At 67.8% G+C, this 15,449-nt stretch carries 17 protein-coding genes, 1 tRNA gene and 3 pseudogenes; 7 read left to right on the forward strand and 14 right to left on the reverse strand.

Annotated features, from left to right (window positions below; translation table 11 throughout):
* Nucleotides 1-29: 29 nt before the first annotated feature.
* A complete protein-coding gene (locus AC559T_RS03200) occupies nucleotides 30-788 on the reverse strand; it encodes a polysaccharide deacetylase family protein (protein ID WP_112107764.1) in 759 nt (252 codons plus the stop codon).
* Between the two features lie 348 nt (nucleotides 789-1,136).
* Between AC559T_RS03200 and AC559T_RS03205 the strand changes: the two genes are divergently transcribed.
* Together AC559T_RS03205 and AC559T_RS03210 are read left to right on the forward strand one after the other, a co-directional pair.
* The gene (locus AC559T_RS03205) at nucleotides 1,137-2,750 is read left to right on the forward strand and encodes a phospholipase D-like domain-containing protein (protein ID WP_498867681.1); all 1,614 of its coding nucleotides are present in this window, start codon (nucleotides 1,137-1,139) and stop codon (nucleotides 2,748-2,750) included.
* Nucleotides 2,751-2,941: 191 nt separating this feature from the next.
* Entirely contained in the window at nucleotides 2,942-3,781 is an 840-nt protein-coding gene (locus AC559T_RS03210) for a DUF459 domain-containing protein (RefSeq protein WP_498867682.1), read from the forward strand.
* A gap of 48 nt (nucleotides 3,782-3,829) precedes the next feature.
* On the opposite strand, the gene AC559T_RS03215 is transcribed toward AC559T_RS03210, so the two are convergent.
* A complete protein-coding gene (locus tag AC559T_RS03215) occupies nucleotides 3,830-4,603 on the reverse strand; it encodes a helix-turn-helix transcriptional regulator (RefSeq protein WP_498867683.1) in 774 nt (257 codons plus the stop codon).
* A 370-nt stretch (nucleotides 4,604-4,973) separates the two neighbouring features.
* The gene (locus tag AC559T_RS03220) at nucleotides 4,974-5,219 is read right to left on the reverse strand and encodes a hypothetical protein (RefSeq protein ID WP_498867684.1); all 246 of its coding nucleotides are present in this window, start codon (nucleotides 5,217-5,219) and stop codon (nucleotides 4,974-4,976) included.
* 160 nt (nucleotides 5,220-5,379) lie between these two features.
* On the opposite strand from AC559T_RS03220, the gene AC559T_RS03225 reads away from it, so the two are divergent.
* The gene (locus AC559T_RS03225; protein ID WP_243657806.1) at nucleotides 5,380-5,655 is read left to right on the forward strand and encodes a hypothetical protein; all 276 of its coding nucleotides are present in this window, start codon (nucleotides 5,380-5,382) and stop codon (nucleotides 5,653-5,655) included.
* Nucleotides 5,656-5,685: 30 nt separating this feature from the next.
* Here AC559T_RS03225 and AC559T_RS03230 read toward each other — a convergent pair whose 3' ends face one another.
* Nucleotides 5,686-6,090, reverse strand: coding sequence for a hypothetical protein (locus AC559T_RS03230; RefSeq protein ID WP_498867685.1), 405 nt, complete (start codon nucleotides 6,088-6,090; stop codon nucleotides 5,686-5,688).
* A 54-nt stretch (nucleotides 6,091-6,144) separates the two neighbouring features.
* On the opposite strand from AC559T_RS03230, the gene AC559T_RS03235 reads away from it, so the two are divergent.
* Both AC559T_RS03235 and AC559T_RS03240 read left to right on the forward strand, forming a co-directional pair.
* Nucleotides 6,145-7,005: a hypothetical protein gene (locus AC559T_RS03235; RefSeq protein ID WP_498867686.1), complete on the forward strand. Its 861-nt coding sequence runs from the start codon at nucleotides 6,145-6,147 to the stop codon at nucleotides 7,003-7,005.
* Between the two features lie 281 nt (nucleotides 7,006-7,286).
* A tRNA-Lys gene (locus AC559T_RS03240) sits at nucleotides 7,287-7,359 on the forward strand.
* 762 nt (nucleotides 7,360-8,121) lie between these two features.
* On the opposite strand, the gene AC559T_RS03245 is transcribed toward AC559T_RS03240, so the two are convergent.
* Nucleotides 8,122-8,322 (reverse strand): helix-turn-helix transcriptional regulator, encoded by a 201-nt coding sequence (locus AC559T_RS03245; RefSeq protein WP_498867687.1) that lies wholly within the window; start codon nucleotides 8,320-8,322, stop codon nucleotides 8,122-8,124.
* A gap of 88 nt (nucleotides 8,323-8,410) precedes the next feature.
* Between AC559T_RS03245 and AC559T_RS03250 the strand changes: the two genes are divergently transcribed.
* Entirely contained in the window at nucleotides 8,411-8,614 is a 204-nt protein-coding gene (locus tag AC559T_RS03250) for a hypothetical protein (protein WP_498867688.1), read from the forward strand.
* Between the two features lie 203 nt (nucleotides 8,615-8,817).
* Here the strand turns inward: AC559T_RS03250 and AC559T_RS03255 are convergent, their stop codons facing one another.
* The 8 genes and pseudogenes from AC559T_RS03255 to AC559T_RS03290 all read right to left on the reverse strand — a co-directional run.
* A complete protein-coding gene (locus AC559T_RS03255) occupies nucleotides 8,818-9,039 on the reverse strand; it encodes a hypothetical protein (protein ID WP_498867689.1) in 222 nt (73 codons plus the stop codon).
* A 110-nt stretch (nucleotides 9,040-9,149) separates the two neighbouring features.
* A complete protein-coding gene (locus AC559T_RS03260) occupies nucleotides 9,150-9,674 on the reverse strand; it encodes a HEPN domain-containing protein (RefSeq protein WP_498867690.1) in 525 nt (174 codons plus the stop codon).
* Nucleotides 9,671-10,807 (reverse strand): GmrSD restriction endonuclease domain-containing protein, encoded by a 1,137-nt coding sequence (locus AC559T_RS03265; protein WP_498867691.1) that lies wholly within the window; start codon nucleotides 10,805-10,807, stop codon nucleotides 9,671-9,673. Before AC559T_RS03265 ends, AC559T_RS03260 begins: the two co-directional genes overlap by 4 nt.
* Before the next feature lie 93 nt (nucleotides 10,808-10,900).
* Entirely contained in the window at nucleotides 10,901-12,043 is a 1,143-nt protein-coding gene (locus AC559T_RS03270; RefSeq protein WP_498867692.1) for a tyrosine-type recombinase/integrase, read from the reverse strand.
* 316 nt (nucleotides 12,044-12,359) lie between these two features.
* Nucleotides 12,360-12,836 carry a tyrosine-type recombinase/integrase gene (locus AC559T_RS03275; protein WP_498867693.1) on the reverse strand — a complete coding sequence of 159 codons (477 nt, stop codon included), beginning with the start codon at nucleotides 12,834-12,836 and terminating at the stop codon, nucleotides 12,360-12,362.
* Between the two features lie 8 nt (nucleotides 12,837-12,844).
* Nucleotides 12,845-13,048, reverse strand: a pseudogene (locus AC559T_RS03280) (replication initiator); the annotation flags it as partial.
* Nucleotides 13,049-13,063: 15 nt separating this feature from the next.
* Nucleotides 13,064-13,699: a type II toxin-antitoxin system PemK/MazF family toxin gene (locus AC559T_RS03285; protein WP_200835252.1), complete on the reverse strand. Its 636-nt coding sequence runs from the start codon at nucleotides 13,697-13,699 to the stop codon at nucleotides 13,064-13,066.
* 60 nt (nucleotides 13,700-13,759) lie between these two features.
* A pseudogene (locus AC559T_RS03290) lies at nucleotides 13,760-13,948 on the reverse strand (ISL3 family transposase); the annotation flags it as partial.
* 7 nt (nucleotides 13,949-13,955) lie between these two features.
* Here AC559T_RS03290 and AC559T_RS03295 point away from each other — a divergent pair.
* Nucleotides 13,956-14,110 (forward strand): annotated as a pseudogene (locus AC559T_RS03295) (ISL3 family transposase); the annotation flags it as partial.
* Between the two features lie 133 nt (nucleotides 14,111-14,243).
* Here the strand turns inward: AC559T_RS03295 and AC559T_RS03300 are convergent.
* The coding region (locus tag AC559T_RS03300) for an alpha/beta hydrolase domain-containing protein (RefSeq protein ID WP_498867694.1) at nucleotides 14,244-15,449 on the reverse strand (1,206 nt) is incomplete at its 5' end.

Consider the following 15,449-nt stretch of genomic DNA (forward strand, 5'->3'; position numbering starts at 1 on the left):
CCCGGCCCGAGCCGGCTCGGGCCGGGCCGTTACCTCGAGACGGGGCGCAGGCCGTGCTCGGCGAGCGGCCCGAGGCGCAGACCCGCGTCGTCGCAGCGCGCCGCCAGCTCGGGCAGGGCGCCCAGCGCGCTGTGCCAGGCTCCCGGCGCGGACGTGCAGTCGCTGTCGTGCAGCAGCACCGTCGCGCCGCCGCGCAGATCGGGGGCGAGTGTCGCCAGCACGTTGGCCGGGGTCGCCGTCGCCGTCCAGTCGCGGCCCCACGCCGTCCACAGGACGGGGGTGAGGTCGAGGCGGCGCGCGGCGGCGAGCACCCCGGCCGAGAGCACCCCGTGCGGCGGGCGAACGTAGGCCGGCGCCCGGCCGGTGGTCTCGGCGATCAGGTCACGGGTGCGCGCGAGCTGGTCGTAGGTGGACGCCGGCCCGCGCAGCAGCATGGGCCGGTGATCCCACCCGTGGACGGCCAGCTCGTGCCCGGCCTCGGTCATCTCCCGGGCGAGGCCGGGGGCGCGCTCGAGCATCCCGCCGAGTACGAAGAACGTCGAACGGATCTCGAGCGCGTCGAGTACCTCGAGGAAGCGCGGCGTCGAGGCCGGGTCGGGACCGTCGTCGAACGTGAGCGCGACGTGGTCGGGCCGGCCCACCCCGGCGAGCCCTGGGGTCACCCGGGTGCGCAGCCGACGGAACGTGGCCAGTGACGGCAGGCCGTAGGCCAGTGCGCCGAGTGCCATGACCGCGCCACCCGCGGCCCACCGCCCCGTCTCCCACCGCCCCGTGCCGGACCGCACCATGACGGACACTGTGCCACACCCCGCGCCGCCCCCCGGTGGCACGCGCACCGCCCGTCGCCGTGGTCCGGCCGTCACCGTGTCCCGGCCGGTTGGTTCGGACGTCCCGTGAAGGGAAGGGAGCCACCGGGACGATCCATGACCTTCTGGCGGGCTTCCGGCGCTTCACGATTCGTCGTGCAAACGCCGGCCGGCTCGCGGGCCGCGGGCTCGTCCCGTCCGCAGCAGGGCCCCGGCACGCGTCGCGCTGGCGCGGTCCCTGGCCGGGCGACCTCAGGCACCCGCGGCCGAACAGGCCGCCGGGGCCGCCGTACCCGGTCCGGCACCGCCAGAAGAAGGAGGACCGGCACGATGCTCGAGGACCCGACGCTCGGGGAGTGGTTCCTCACCGCCGAGGAGCGCGGCAACCCGGACACGGCCCTGGACGCCCGCCATCCGGACGGTCTGGCGTGGACCACCGGCAACCTCGTCCGCCCGCTGGTGCACGGGCGGGCCTACTTCTCCCGCCTGCTCGAGATCGTCGAGACCCTCGGCGAGAACGACCTTCTCCTGTTCACCGACTGGCGCGGCGACCTCGACCAGCGGCTGGACGGCGCCGGCTCCGAGGTCGGCCGGGTGCTGGGCCGCGCCGCCGCCCGGGGCGCCGTCGTGCGCGGGCTGATGTGGCGCTCGCGCCTGGAGCTGATGTCGTTCAGCTCGCGCCCGAACCGCCGGCTGGCCGAGGAGCTGAACACCGCCGGCGCCCAGGTGGTGCTCGACCACCGGGTGCACCGCAACGGCTCGCACCACCAGAAGCTGGTCATCGCCCGCCGCGCCGCAGCGTCGGAGGACGCGGTGGCCTTCGCCGGCGGCATCGACCTCTGCTACAGTCGCCGCGACGACGCCGCGCACGCTGGCGACCCGCAGAGCCAGCCGATCGCCGACGCCTACGGTGCCGCCCCGCCCTGGCACGACATCCAGGCCGAGGTACGCGGGCCGGCCGTGGGTGATCTCGAGGTGACCTTCCGGGAGCGCTGGGACGACCCGTCCGCGCTGGACAACCCCAACCCGATCCGGCAGATCTTCTATCGGATACGCCCGGTCGAGACCAATCCGGACGGGCTCCCGCCGCAGGCACCCGACCCGGCCCCGGTCGGCCCGCACGCCGTCCAGATCCTGCGCACCTACCCGCGCCGGCGCCCGCACTACCCGTTCGCGCGCAAGGGCGAACGGTCCATCGCGCGCGCCTACCGCAAGGTGCTGCGCCGCGCCCGGCGGCTGATCTACCTGGAGGACCAGTACATGTGGTCCACCGAGGTCGCCCGGCTGTTCGCGGACGCGCTGCGCCGCGAGCCCGAGCTCCACCTGGTGATCGTCGTCCCGCGTTTCCCGACCCAGGGCGGGCGCTTCTCGCTGCCGCCCAACCTCGTCGGGCGCGAGAAGGCCCTGGAGATCTGCCGCGCGGCCGGCGGCGACCGCGTCGGCGTCTACGACGTCGAGAACCACACCGGGACGCCCGTCTACGTCCACTCGAAGGCCGTGACGATCGACGACGTCTGGGCCTCGATCGGCTCGGACAACCTCAACCGGCGCTCCTGGAGCCACGATTCGGAGCTCGCCGTCGCCACCATCGACACCACCCTCGACCCGCGCGAGCCACGCGACCCCGGCGGCCTCGGCGACGGTGCCCGCGTCTTCGCCCGCGACCTGCGCCTCGGGCTCCGGCGCGAGCACCTCGACTGGGACGGCGACGACGAGGAGCTCATCGACCCCGAAGCCGGGTTCAAGGCGTTCCGGCGGCGCGCCGACGAGCTCGACGCCTGGCACCGCGGCGGCCAGGCCGGGCCGCGCCCGCCGGGCCGGATCCGGCCGCACCGGCCGCAACGCCTCGGCCGGCTCACCCGCGGCTGGTCCGCGCCGCTCTACCATGCCATCTACGACCCGGACGGCCGTCCCCGCCGGATGCGCCGCGACAACGCCTGGTGATCCCCCGCTCCCGGAAGTGGCGGGCGGGCGCGCCGCGCGGGAGGAAGGGCCGCGCGGCCGGGCGGGCGTAACACCAGCAAGCCCGCGCGGGCGCCGACTCCGACAACGGCCGCTCATGACCCGCGGGTCCCGGTGGGACATCCGGCGCGGGCCGCACCCGGTGCCCAGCCGTCCCGCGACGGTGCAGCACGATGTCCCCGGGACACATCCGGAACCGTGAGAACGAGGCCACAGCCGGATCGGACGGCTCCCGGGCCCTCGGCGCCCGTGCCGTCCCATGCCCGCGCCCGTCGGGAGGAGCTGCGCTGACCACGCCACGTCTGGGCGTCATCGGCTGGATGTTCGCGGGCGCCGTCGTCCTGGCCACGATCGCGCTGACAGCCGGGCGGCACGAACGGCACGATCCAAGGATCGTGCTCTGGGGTGACTCGCTCGCCTGGGAGGCGCGCGACTCCTTCACCGCGGCCGCCGGGAAGGACGGGGTCACCAGGACGACCACGCGGACCTGGGGCGGCACGGCGCTGTGCGACTGGTTCACCGACATGCGCAACCAGGCCCGGCGCTGGGATCCCACGGTGGCGGTCCTGTCCTTCTCCGGCAACACCGCCTCGGAGTGCATGCACGGCCGGGATCTGATCACCGCCTACCGGGAGGACGCCACCAAGGCCGTCGACATCCTGACCCGCCGGGGCATCGACGTCGTCTTCGTGGACGCCCCGCCGCGCAACGACCAGCCCGTCGGGCCGGACGGCCTCACCGAGCTCGACCGGGTCTGGCGCGAGGTCGCCGCCGGGAACTCCCACGTCCGGGTGGTGCCGGCCGGGGAGGTCCTCACCGACCAGGGACGGTTCGTCCCGAGGCTCCCGTGCCTGCCCGGCGAGCCCTGCGACCCTGATGGCAAGGTGGCCGTCCGCAGCCCGGACGGCGTCCACTTCTGCCCGGTCGTCCAACCCGCGATGACGGCGTGCCCGGTCCGGTCCCCCGGCGCGGAACGCTACGGGCGCGCCCTGGCCGAGGCCGCCCGCCCCTGACCTGTGTGAGTAAGCCCCACACCTGTCCGGGGCTGTCCGGGGCGCGGCCTACGGTGCGGCGGACGGCGCTGGCGGCGGTATGACCGGCGTCCGGTCCGAGGAGGATCGGGCCGGTCGGAGCAGGCCGCTCTGGTAGGCGATGACCACCAGTTGGGCGCGGTCGCGGGCACCGAGCTTGGCCATGGCGTGATGGACGTGGGTCCGGACTGTCAACGGGCGGATGGCGAGGACCTGAGCGATCTCCTCGTTGCTCCGACCCTCGGCAGCGAGCGTCATGATCTCCCGTTCGCGGGGGGTGAGGCGGGCGAGGCGCCCGGGCGGCACCAGATGGGAAGCCGGCTCGACGGTGGCCAGGAAGCGGGTGATGAGTGCCCGCGTGGCCCCGGCGGACAGCAGGGCGTCTCCGCGGGCGACCGTCCGGATGGCCGCCTCCAGTTCACGTGTGCGCTCGGCGTTCGCGGCCCGTTCCGCCAGCAGCCGCACGCAGGTCCGCCACAGCCGAGCCCAGCTCCCGACGACAACCGGGGCCAGCACCCACATGACGGGCCCGATCGTCTCGAGCACCAGCGGGCGCGACGGCGGGCCGGCGGTCAGCGCCGCACCGACAAGCGCCGCGGCCGTCACCGCCGCGAAGGCCCCGGCGACCACCCAGGCCATGTCGAGCGCCAGCCAGTAGACGGCCACGATCAACGGTCCCAGCAGCAGTGGGCTGAGCAGGTAGCCCAACGCGGCGAGGGCCACCGCGCCGGAGGCAGTCAACGTCGCCGTGACGAGCGGATGGCGGCGGCACAACAGCAGGGCTGCACGGACGGTCCGGCACATCCCGCCACCAGGTGACGATCATCGGCCCCGCTCCCGTCGACGGACGCGTAGATGGATCCGTCCATGGTGGACGACATCCGCCGCAAAGCAACCGCTACGGAGCGGCGGACGGGAAACGGGCCGCCGGCCGACCGACCGGCCGCGGCGGGGGCCTACTGCGATCGCAGTAGGCCCCCGCCCTGCAGGTAGACGATCGACGCCAAACCGTCCGATCGACAGGCTCGTGACACGGCATCTCGAAAGATGCCGCCCAGTTTGCCGATTCAGGAGGTCGGGACGCCGAACGGTGCGTCGACATTCGGGCTCCCGCGTTCCAGCGGCTCCACACAAACGCACACCTCGGCGTCCCCCACGCAACCATTCGAAAGGATTAATCGATGCCGAGGGGACCAAAGAGAATGCGGCGCCCGCACACATCGAGAACATCGCGGCGATCGAGTTCGTCAATCAAACGCCGCGGCGTCCGGCCGTTATTCTCGTTCCTGGTCGTTGCTCTCACGCTCGTGGTGGCGTCGTGCTCGGATTCAGGATCGACGACACCACCGGGCCCAGGAGCGACGTCCACGGCAGCGGCCGGAGCCACACCGCCGGCACCGAAGCCGGAGCCGATCTCCATCGAGGAACTCCCACTGCCACCGGTCGCCGGCAGCACCGACGCGGGTTCGTGCACCGAGGCGATCAACCCGCACCGGACCGGATGTGTCGGCCAGTCGGTCGGACTGCAGTCGGGAGGCTTCCTCCCGGACGGCCGGAGCGTCGTCGCGCGGGTCACCTTCGTGGGCGCGCCCGCCGCCCCCGACCCGGCGAGCGTCCACAGCGGCTCCCAGCTGATCCTGGTACGGGCCGACGGCGGGAAGTTCCCCAACGGCGACGCCTGGAAATGCGTCACCTGCGGAGTGCCGGAGACGAACGCGGCCGGCCGCTCCCCCACCCTCGACTATCCTCAGCCGTTCACGGACGGAAAGCGGATCCTGGCCGGCACGAACATCATCGACTGCGGCTCACACCCGATCACCGACGAGGCGTGCACGCCAGAGCAGATCCACATCTAGCCGATTCACTGGAACAACACCGCCGACGGTTCAGGAAATGGCGGCAGCATCCGGGAGCTGCGGATTCACCCGGACGACGTCCACCTCGGCTTCAACAGCTTCACCATCGCCAACGGCAGGTTCGGTCAGTTCGCCTACCTCGGCCGCCTCGCGTTCAACGCGACCCCTACCACCGGCACGCCGCTGACGCCCCGCTACGACCTCACCAACGTCACGCGACTGTTCGACCCGGCTGACACCCAGCCGGTCACCGTCGACCCGGACCACCCCGACGAACTCGTCTACAACCGTGACGCGCTCTCCGTCGGCGAACTGCGCGGCTTCAGCAAGGACGGCAAGGAGGTCACCTACATCGGCTACCCGGAGGAGTCGTCGAACATCGACGTCTTCGCCGCCGATCTGGCCACCGGGAAGGTCCGCCGGCTGACCGGCCATCCGGAGTACGTCGACTCGGTCGACCTCTCCCCCGACGGCGGCTGGACCGTCGCCATGGACACCCGCGGCTCCGACCGGCAGATGTTCCTCGCCGGCATGCGCGGCATCCCGCCGATCACCGACCTGATCACCACCAGCGCCACCTCGTCGACCCGCAACAACGGGCCGCGGCGCTTCTTCCAGCCGATCCTCATCGACCGCTACGGCGACCGAGGCGACTACGCGGGTCAGCAGATCAACGCCGAGGGCGACGGCAGCCCCGGCAGCGTCAACGACCCGAACTGGAACGGCATGGCCGACCCCAAGTGGTCGCCCGACGGCACCGCCATCGCCTACTGGCAGGCGCTCGCCGTCTCACCGGCCTGCGGCGGAACCAACCCGCTGCCCTGTGAGACGTCCACGGAGCCCGGCGGCCGCACCTCTCGCCTGATGATCGCGCACCTCACCAACCGGAAGCCGAGCCCCGCGCCCAAGGTCGCACCCATCTCCGACGAGGTCCCCTGGGGCGTCGCCTACGAGCCGGGCAGCCCGATCCCGACCCGCCCGCACCCCCCGGCCGGCACCTACACGCTGCGCGGCGCGAACCACGGCACCGCGAAGATCGAAATCACCGAAACGCCCGACAAGACCGCAATCGACACGGTCTCGGTCGCCTACACCGACTACTCCGACGACGACACCACCACCCTCAACGGCACGGAGAAGGTGACCGCGACCATCCCGGCCCTCACCACGAGCAAGGTCGACTGGTTCTCCGACCTCACCCAGACCGGTACCACGAAGGCGACCAAGAAGACCAGCCCCGACGGCTTCCACCTCACCATCGACGTACTCACCAACATCTTCGGCGCGACGGGCACACTGACGACCACCATCGACGGCAAGACCTACCGCCAGCCGGCGAACGGCATGTAGCAGGCAGGGCGCCCTCCTACGGGGGTCGGGCCTGTGCCGGCACGCAACCGCCGGCGCCGGCGCAGGCGCCGACCCCGGCATCTCGGATCCCGGACGGCGATGGACGTCACGGGCATCTCGGATGCCCTGCCCGCTCCAGGTCCTGCCGGTCTCCCTGGCCTCCAACGACCTGAGCCAGGCAGCACCGGACAGATCGACATGAACCGGACCACGACCCCCCGCGTCAGTACCTCCGTGGAGCTGGTAAGGTTGTCCACGTCGCCGCGGGAACGCGGAGGCACGCGCCGCTAGCTCAATTGGCAGAGCAGCGGACTCTTAATCCGCGGGTTCGGGGTTCAAGTCCCTGGCGGCGCACCCGTAAGCCCTGGTCAGGGCATGTTTCGCAAGATCGATGGTCTTGGTCTATCCGAGATCATCCCGCATTTATCCCGCACTTTGCGAACAGCCGTGAGCGTATTTTTCGCGCTTCATCGCGGCTGTTCGTTGCTTTTCGCCCTTGGATCGGGCGATCAATTGATCTCGAAATTGTGATTTGCGTCACCATGGCTGATGAATGCTCTTCACTGACGCCTCCAGGCAGCCGAACACCCCGTCCGAAGTCACGGAAAGTTGCCTTCGAGGCGGTGTTGACCGTCGGCGGCTGTTGCTAGGACTAGCGCCCCATCCGCTAGTCCTAGCAACAGCCCTAGTGGCCGAATGTCGCCCTGAGCTGCGGACTAGCAACTAGCAACCGAGGCGGCCGAGGGTTGGAAACCGCCGGAATCGGAGTCTTCGGCGCCCTCCGCCGCCTGCTATCTAGGGAGCAGACAGTGGTCACGTGAAGTGACGGTAATGCAGTCGCATGCCTTGGAGTCTCCGCTGACGTCCAGACCGCCCGTGGTACCGAGAGAAGCGGAGCACGGTCAGAGCGCTAACAATCGCAAGCAATTAGCTAGCGCTCCGCCGCCCGCCCTTGCTAGCTAAAGCAAGCAGATTGGCAAGCATGCTGTCGGGTAGGCGGATGCTATCTATTGCAAGCGGTCTGCAAGCGTTACGTTTGATCGTGAGCGTTAGCTAGAGCAAGCATCCTTGCAAGCGGTTCGGCTGATTGTCATGAGCGCGCCGCCTATCGTCCGCTCAGCCGTTCTCGGACCCACCGGCCGCGTCGGGGCGATGCTGCGCGATCCAGGTTGCCACCTCGTCGCGGTCCCAGATCCTCATCGGGCGTGACTCCGTGAGCGGGGTGGGGAACGACGGTCGGCGCGACAACTGATCGGCGCGCGCCCGCGAGACGCCGAGCCACTCGGCGATCTCCCGAAGATTCACGATCCCTGCCACACCGTCGAACGTTAGGGCTAGCATCGCTGCTACTAGCAACGTTGCTAGCCCCCCGGAGCGTCACGCTCAACCCGGAAGGCCCAGGCGGATGTACGCAGTCGTGCGCATCGAGCACACCGACGGAACGATCAGCGAGACGATCGTCGACCCGGAGATCCTCCGGAACCAGGATCTTGAGGCGTTGGCGAACGCTCTCCTGGACGCGTTGCCCACCGCGGTCGCCGTCGGCATCACCACGCCCGACGAGAGCAGCGAACCCGCTGCCGACCGGCCGGCCGAACAGGCCGGCTGAGACGACCCGGAGAACAGGTCAGAACGCCAGCGCGGAGAGAGTCTCCGCCGCGCCCGGGTTCGACACCTTCCGGCCGAGGTAGGTACTCAGGGTCATCGACGGGTTGGCGTGCCCATTGATGCCTGTCGGGCCTGTCGGGCGCGCAGCATGTCCACAGCCCAGGCCGGCAATTGGAGCGCGCGGAACCCAGCGTCGGACCGCGGTCATGACTTATTGATCAGATCTGGACCTTTGATCGAGACCATGGTCAATCGGATCTCGATGGTGACCGCGTCCAGGTCGACCGCGTTCCAGAGCAGTCCGCAGATCTCGCCGATCTGCGCGCCTGACACCATCTGCGCGTCCACCAGATCCGGGATATCCCGGCGACGCGTCCGGTCGTCGTAAGTCGGCAGCGCATAGCTGCCAGGTCTGTACAGCGTCAATGATTGTGGCGCAGCCCTCGACAGATTCCTAAATCAGACGCCCACACAATGGCGCGAAAGGCAGACATAAGAACACGCTTTTCAAGCTTCTCGCAAAGCGGTACTTTCGATCAACCGTGTTGCTCCAATGGGGTTCCGGGCTCGAGTCGAACTAACAGCCATTCGATTATCTCTTCGGTCACTCGCAAGTAATTCCACACATTCTCTCGCGAAAGAGATTGATCCCGCCCGTGTGCGATATCGTTGCGAATCCCTACCAGGGCATTGAGGCTAGAGTATCGTTCATCGTCGGCCAAGAAATCAATAAGATCATCGGCCCAGGATGGATCGAAGCGACGGACGAGCTTCACTAGCGCTTGTGAATTCATGTTGGGAGCTTTGTCGAGCCACGAATGAGCAAAGGCTTGGACTGATCCCCAGGAGTTTCTGCTACAGTATTCCCTCAATATGAGCACGACTGCTTGTTCAAGAAATCCGGAGACCCGTACGCAGAGATATCTACTGAGGTCGCCCGCTAGTTCAGGGTCGGAGATATTTCTGGGGTCGGCGCGTAGATACAGTTCATCCAGCGATTCTTTGATCCTCTGAACTTTCGGCCGCGCACCCGTAGAATGTTGCGCCTTTCGCTTAGTCACTTTATTGACTCGAAGGCGGCGCGACCCATACTGAGCCTTTTTGATACGCGATCTTCGTCCGCAGTCGCGCGAGCGATGGAGTTTCTGAAATCCGAATTTCCCAGCAGGCTAGAGCGAGCCGCCTCCATCCCGGGCGTATCCGAGATGGGTCCACTCTTGAGTCTACTTGAAACTCCTATTAGTATGGCGTCTGCTAGTGCCGCGTTGATCTGGTTCTCCGCCCTAAAGGCACGGCGCCCGAACGCGGTATTGATGGCAGCGCAGGTCGAAGAGAAGACGTCCTTCAGGTGCTCCCGGTCGAAATCTCCCATCTCCCGGTGACGAAACAAGAAGTCGTTCAAAAATCCCTTCAGTGGTCTTTTGTAGTGTTCTTCATCGAGATAAAATGCCAAGAACCTCAGAATTATCTCTTGATCTTTCAGTCGCTCATTTACGGGCCCATATATTGCTCGCCAGTCGGCGTTCGAGTTAAGCTCTCGGAGAAACTCAACGAACGGACCGCTGTAGAGTGCGACGCGGATCTCCTGGGGGTATAGATTCGTCCCCCCGGTGTTTAGGCGTTCAAACAGCGAGTATACGCTTTCTGCACCTTTCTCGGTCGCATTAAATTTTACGATCGTCGCATGAATAAATGTATTATCGAGAAGCCTTCTGAGGTCGTCGTCAAGATCCGCGTACAACAATCCCTGGAGCTCTTTTGCTACGTTCTCGAGACGAAATTCAACACCCGAATATAGTTCGCCCGAGTAGAATTGCTGCAGGGTTCGAAGTCTCTGTTGACCATCGAGGACTAGGAGTTTTCTGTCGGTCTGCTGAACAAGAAAGATACCAGGAACTGGAAAGCTGAGAAGTAGCGACTCAACAAACCGGTCCATCTGCGTCTTTTTCCATACAAACTTTCGCTGAAATCCTTCAAGGTCAAGATTGTCCGTTGGCGACGGATCGAAGTTCGGAATAACTATGTCGGACTGATTTAGGCGTCGAACAAGGCCATGAATGTCAAAATCTGTGCCGTAGTAGCTCAGCGCTTCAACTTCGGGGAGTGCCGTGTCATGTTCGTCGGCGTCGACTACAGAAGGTTCGGTGGAACTCTCTTCGACTCCAGCGAACCCTTGACTATCTCTATTATCCATTCGATCCCCATGCAGCTTTTTGCACCCTATTATCTAGAGCTTCACATTGTATCGATGTCATTGGCGACGTGTGTATCCGGTGTCAGCCTACGGTCAGAACGCCAGCGCGGAGAGGGTGTCCGCCGCGCCCGGGTTCGACACCTTGCGGCCGAGGTAAGTGCTCAGGGTCATCGACGGGTTGGCATGCCCGAGGACATCGGCGATCTGGCGTGGCGAGTGCCCGTCCTCGTCCAGCAGCGTCGCCACGGACTTGCGCCCGAACAGGTGCGACGTCAGCCCCGGGAAGCCTGCGTCCGTGACCGCGTCACGGATGTCTGCCTGGGTGTTGCTCGGGTCGCGCAGACCGCCCATCGGCGCAGGGAACACCACGTCCGACGGTGCCCGTCCGGTCTGCCGGGCGCGCAGCATGGCCACGGCCCAAGCCGGCAACTGGAGCACGCGGTGTCCGGCCTTGGTCTTCGGCCGCGGCTTGTTGATCAGCCCTTGGCCCTTGATCCGGACCACGGTCGACCGGATCTCGACGGTGCCCGTGTCCAGGTCGACCGCGTCCCAGGTCAGTCCGCAGATCTCGCCGATCCGCGCGCCCGACACCATCAGCGCGTCCACAAGATCCGGGATGTCCCGGCGTCGTGCCCGCTCGTCATAGGTGAGCAACGCGCGTAACTGCCGGAGTTGCACGAGCGTCAACGACCGTGGCGCCTCCTTCGGCGTGTTCCGCACGATCGACCCCGCGTCCCTCACCAGGTTCCGGTCGAGCGCGTCCACCCGGGCAGCCATCGCGCACATGCCCGAGAGGACCACACGGGCCATCTTCGCTGTTCCGGGACCGCTCTTCTCCGCCACGGCTGCCAGGAACCGGTCGACCAGACCGACCGTGAGCTGACGGATCTTCACCTCGCCCAACGCCGGGTACACGTGCCGATCCAGGGTGCCCCGATACGCGGTGACCGTGTTCGGCGAGACGTCTCGCTTGGTCAACGCGCCGAACCACGCCTCACCGAGGACCCGCAATGTGGTGTCGCCGGTGATCTCACCGTCGCCGATCGCGACGCGAACACGGTCGCGCAGAGCAAGCCGCAACGCCATGGACGCGGCTGCCTTGGATCGCCCACCGCGTTCGACCTCACGGCGCACGCCGTCATGGTCCCGGTAGTAGCACCGGGCGCGAACGCCTCTCGCGGTCGTGCTGTAGAAGATCTTCCCGCCGGTGCCGAGGTTCATCGCCGGACGCGCCACGCCCCACCGCTCCCAGTAATCAGCCGTCGGAGACAGTCAGGACCTTACCTTGATCGTCCCGCACTTATCCCGCACTTTGGCTGATTAACAATGGCAGGAGTCGAGTTTTCGTTGTCCGCCCCGCCCGTCGATTCCGCAGCTCAGAGATGGTGTCGATGAACAGTGACAGACGACGACAGGTGGGAAATTATAATCCGCGGGTTCGGGGTTCAAGTCCCTGGCGGCGCACCCGTAGCTACCAGCGGTTTCATCCATTTGGACGGGGCCGCTGTTTTCACTGTGGCAGCCATGCTGGCAGCCACGGGCGCGCAACGCATCAATCCCCTTCTACGTCCTTCTTCCGGTCATCGTCGCTGTCGGTGGCCGGCGCCCCGGTGCCCCACAGGGCCGCGCCCATCCGGTCGGCCGCGTCGGTCGACAGCTCCGGAGCCACATGGCTGTAGGTGCCCAGGGTCAGGCTGATCCGCGAGTGCCCCATGATCTCCATGACCACCCGCGGATGAACCCCCTGCGCCAGCAGCAGGCTCGCCATCGTGTGCCGCGCGTCGTGCAGCCGGGCCGCCCGCACACCGGCCTGGGACAGCAGATCCTGCCAGGCCCGGTGGTCCGCACGGGGATCGAGCGGACGCCCGTTCGGCTGGACGAACACGAGATCCTGTTCGTTGACCCACTCCCCGCCGGCCGCACCGCACTCGGCGCGCTGCGCGGCACGGTGGGCCCGCAGGCTCACCGCCAGGTTCAGCGGAATCACGATCGTCCGCCGACCGGCACGACTCTTCGGCCGCACGATCACCAGGCCCCGTGGCAGGCGTCGAGGCTCTTCACCAGGTACTTGGTCAGGTAGCCAATCATCCGACCGGTGTTCGTCGAGTTCGCCGTGACACCGTCCGCGCGGAGTTGGGGCCCGAAGCGGACGACGTGGGCCGGTTCGTCGTCGCCGCCGATCGCGTCCACCGCCTCATCCCAGGTCGGGAGCAGCCGGGACGTATCCGGGTCGAGGTAGCCGTTTGCGATTCGAGGCTAGTGCCAGCCGTAGCGCTGATGCAGCCGGTCCGTGACCCGCTCGAACGGCTCGCGCGGCAGGGCCGTCGACTCTCGGCGCATCCCGCCCTCGTGCACCCGGATCACCCGGTCCAGGTTGACCCAGGACGGTCGGTGCTCGCTGTCCCACCCGCCTGCGCCGACGGGCACAAAGTCGCCCTCGCCGCCGTGGTCCTTGCTGGTTAGCTGCACGGCCAGGTAGGTGCCCGCGGATTCGACGGCCACCACGAGTACCGGCCGGTCCTTGCCCCGTCCGTCGTTCTCCTGGAACGGCACCCACGTCCAGACGATCTCGCCGGGATCCGGGGCCCCGTCCGGTTGCGGCGAGTAGCTCATCCGCACCGGCCCGATGCGACGCGGATCGACCTCCATGGTGGCGTCCGGCCCGGACTCGCCCGGCGAGACCTCTGCATTCGCGCGGGACGACCGCGCCCGCTCCCGGGCCGGATGACTGCGCGCGGCTGCCACCGAGGACGAAGAAGAACGGGCCGTCGGTGTTGATTCCGACCGCCGCCGACCTTCCCGTCCTGCCTCCCGCGAGGGTGCCTCACTCCTGCGGCGGCCGCTCGTCACCAGGTCGGACACGGTCTTGATCAGATCCCCCAGCAATCCCATGCCGCCACAATAATTAGACCGGCCACGGCTCCTGACCGCCTGGGATACAGCCCCCAGGGCGACGCCGAGCACCCTCGGCGCCTCGAACGGCGGGAGCGGCAGACGCAGCAGGCAGCGCAGCGCGCTGTACCGGGACAGCCGGATCGCCAGCGCGGACAGGACCCGAACACCGGCCCGGCCGGCTAACTCGCGGACGACCGCGCCGATCTGAGCGGCCAGCCTCGCCGTGCGCCGCTGGTAGCGCTCCAACGCGTACGACTTCGCGCTACGCCGCCGGCGCCGCTACGCCACGATCATGATCGACGCGCAGACCCGGCGCGCGTCGACGTCCTGCCCGACCGCGGCGCTGACGCGTTGGAGGCATGGCTGCGCGCCCACCCCGGCGTCCAGATCGTCTGCCGGGACGGCTCCGGCGCCACGGATCATGCGTCAGATGCACGGCCGAGCAGGATTCACCCTGCTCCGCCACTGCATCCTGCTCGACCAACACCCCGTCACCACCGAAAGTGAGCCAGAGCCGGCGATCGGACACTCCCGAACACGCTTATTGAACGCGTGACGGTTGTGCGTAGGCGAGCAGCGCGTCACGGTCTGCCGCCAGGGTGAATCCGGCTTTGATCGTGCTGTCGACCGCCGTGGTGTATTTCTGCAGGTAGGTGTCACGCGACGGGTAAAGGGCCGCGAGACGCTCGGCGGGCAAGGGTGTCGTCGAGCCGAACAGACTGCATATCACCGAAGGGTTCGGGCCGGGGGTGCCCGACAGGACGTCGACCGGCACGTCCACGGGCGGGGTGCGTACGCCGCCCAGTGCGATGCCGTCGGCGTCGCGCGTGATCTGCGGCGGGCTGTCCTGTGTGACCTCGATCCGTGGTGCGGCGGCAGGCAGTGTCCCAGCACTCACCCAATCCTCGAGAGCGTCCAGTGCCGCCTTCACGACGACGTGCATGGGAGCATTATTGATCTTTGCCGAGCAGCCGAGCGCGTCGGCGAAAGGGCCGACCGTGTGCATGTCCGCGTGCGCGGCCCCGGCGACCTCCCAGAGGCGGAACCGGTCGCTGTCGGGCTGGCGCGCGCCGAGGGAGTTCAGCGGAGCGCCGAGGTCGCCCTCGGTCTGGATGTCGAGTACTGGTACTTCGGTGTCGGTCCGGATGATCGTCGGTGAGGTCGCGGTGTCGTCGGCGATGTTGGCGGGCTGGCCTGGTGCGGCGAGCGGAAGGCCGCCGATGCCACGGCTGTGGACGAGGAAGCCGTCGAACTCGCGGGTGAGGGGCTGCACTCCGTTGAGGTAGGTGACGAGCGCGTACGCCGACTGGGATTGGCCGGCAGCGAGCACGCGCCGCGGCTTCAGGTCGCCCATCGCCACGCCGCTGGCACGGACCGCGCGCGCGGCTTGGGTGAAGATGTCGAAGGAGTATCCGTCGCCGGGCTGGTTGAGCGAGCCGTATCGCGCGGGGTCGGCGCCAACCAATCCGGTTGAGGTGTTGCCGCGACCGGTCGGGGTGAGCACGGGTCCGCCCATGACACCGATGCGTTGCGCCGAGACGCCGACCCACGCGTCGCCCCGTCGGACGATCTCTTCGTGGGTGCTTGACCACACGACGTCCGAGTCGCTCCCGCCGCTGACGTTCAACCACTCGACGACGACGGTGCCGCTGAACGCCGTGGTAGCGGCTGGCCGCCGCACGAGTACCCGGGTGCTGTACGCGGCGGTACTGCCGGGTTGGAATGTCCAGCGGCCATCGGGAGCTAG

It is taken from the genome of Frankia sp. Hr75.2, from assembly GCF_949319125.1.
GTDB lineage: Bacteria > Actinomycetota > Actinomycetes > Frankiales > Frankiaceae > Parafrankia > Parafrankia soli.

What these genes read in the sequence shown, in the direction of transcription:
- AC559T_RS03220 (WP_498867684.1), bottom strand. Translation starts at nt 5,219, where the DNA reads ATGGAGATCGGCTCCGGCTTCGGTGCCGGCGGTGTGGCTCCGGCCGCT.
- AC559T_RS03250 (WP_498867688.1), top strand. Translation starts at nt 8,411, where the DNA reads ATGTACGCAGTCGTGCGCATCGAGCACACCGACGGAACGATCAGCGAG.
- AC559T_RS03215 (WP_498867683.1), bottom strand. Translation starts at nt 4,603, where the DNA reads ATGTGCCGGACCGTCCGTGCAGCCCTGCTGTTGTGCCGCCGCCATCCG.
- AC559T_RS03235 (WP_498867686.1), top strand. Translation starts at nt 6,145, where the DNA reads ATGGACACCCGCGGCTCCGACCGGCAGATGTTCCTCGCCGGCATGCGC.
- AC559T_RS03200 (WP_112107764.1), bottom strand. Translation starts at nt 788, where the DNA reads ATGGTGCGGTCCGGCACGGGGCGGTGGGAGACGGGGCGGTGGGCCGCG.
- AC559T_RS03210 (WP_498867682.1), top strand. Translation starts at nt 2,942, where the DNA reads ATGTCCCCGGGACACATCCGGAACCGTGAGAACGAGGCCACAGCCGGA.
- AC559T_RS03230 (WP_498867685.1), bottom strand. Translation starts at nt 6,090, where the DNA reads ATGGCCGGTCAGCCGGCGGACCTTCCCGGTGGCCAGATCGGCGGCGAA.
- AC559T_RS03205 (WP_498867681.1), top strand. Translation starts at nt 1,137, where the DNA reads ATGCTCGAGGACCCGACGCTCGGGGAGTGGTTCCTCACCGCCGAGGAG.
- AC559T_RS03265 (WP_498867691.1), bottom strand. Translation starts at nt 10,807, where the DNA reads ATGGATAATAGAGATAGTCAAGGGTTCGCTGGAGTCGAAGAGAGTTCC.
- AC559T_RS03285 (WP_200835252.1), bottom strand. Translation starts at nt 13,699, where the DNA reads ATGGGATTGCTGGGGGATCTGATCAAGACCGTGTCCGACCTGGTGACG.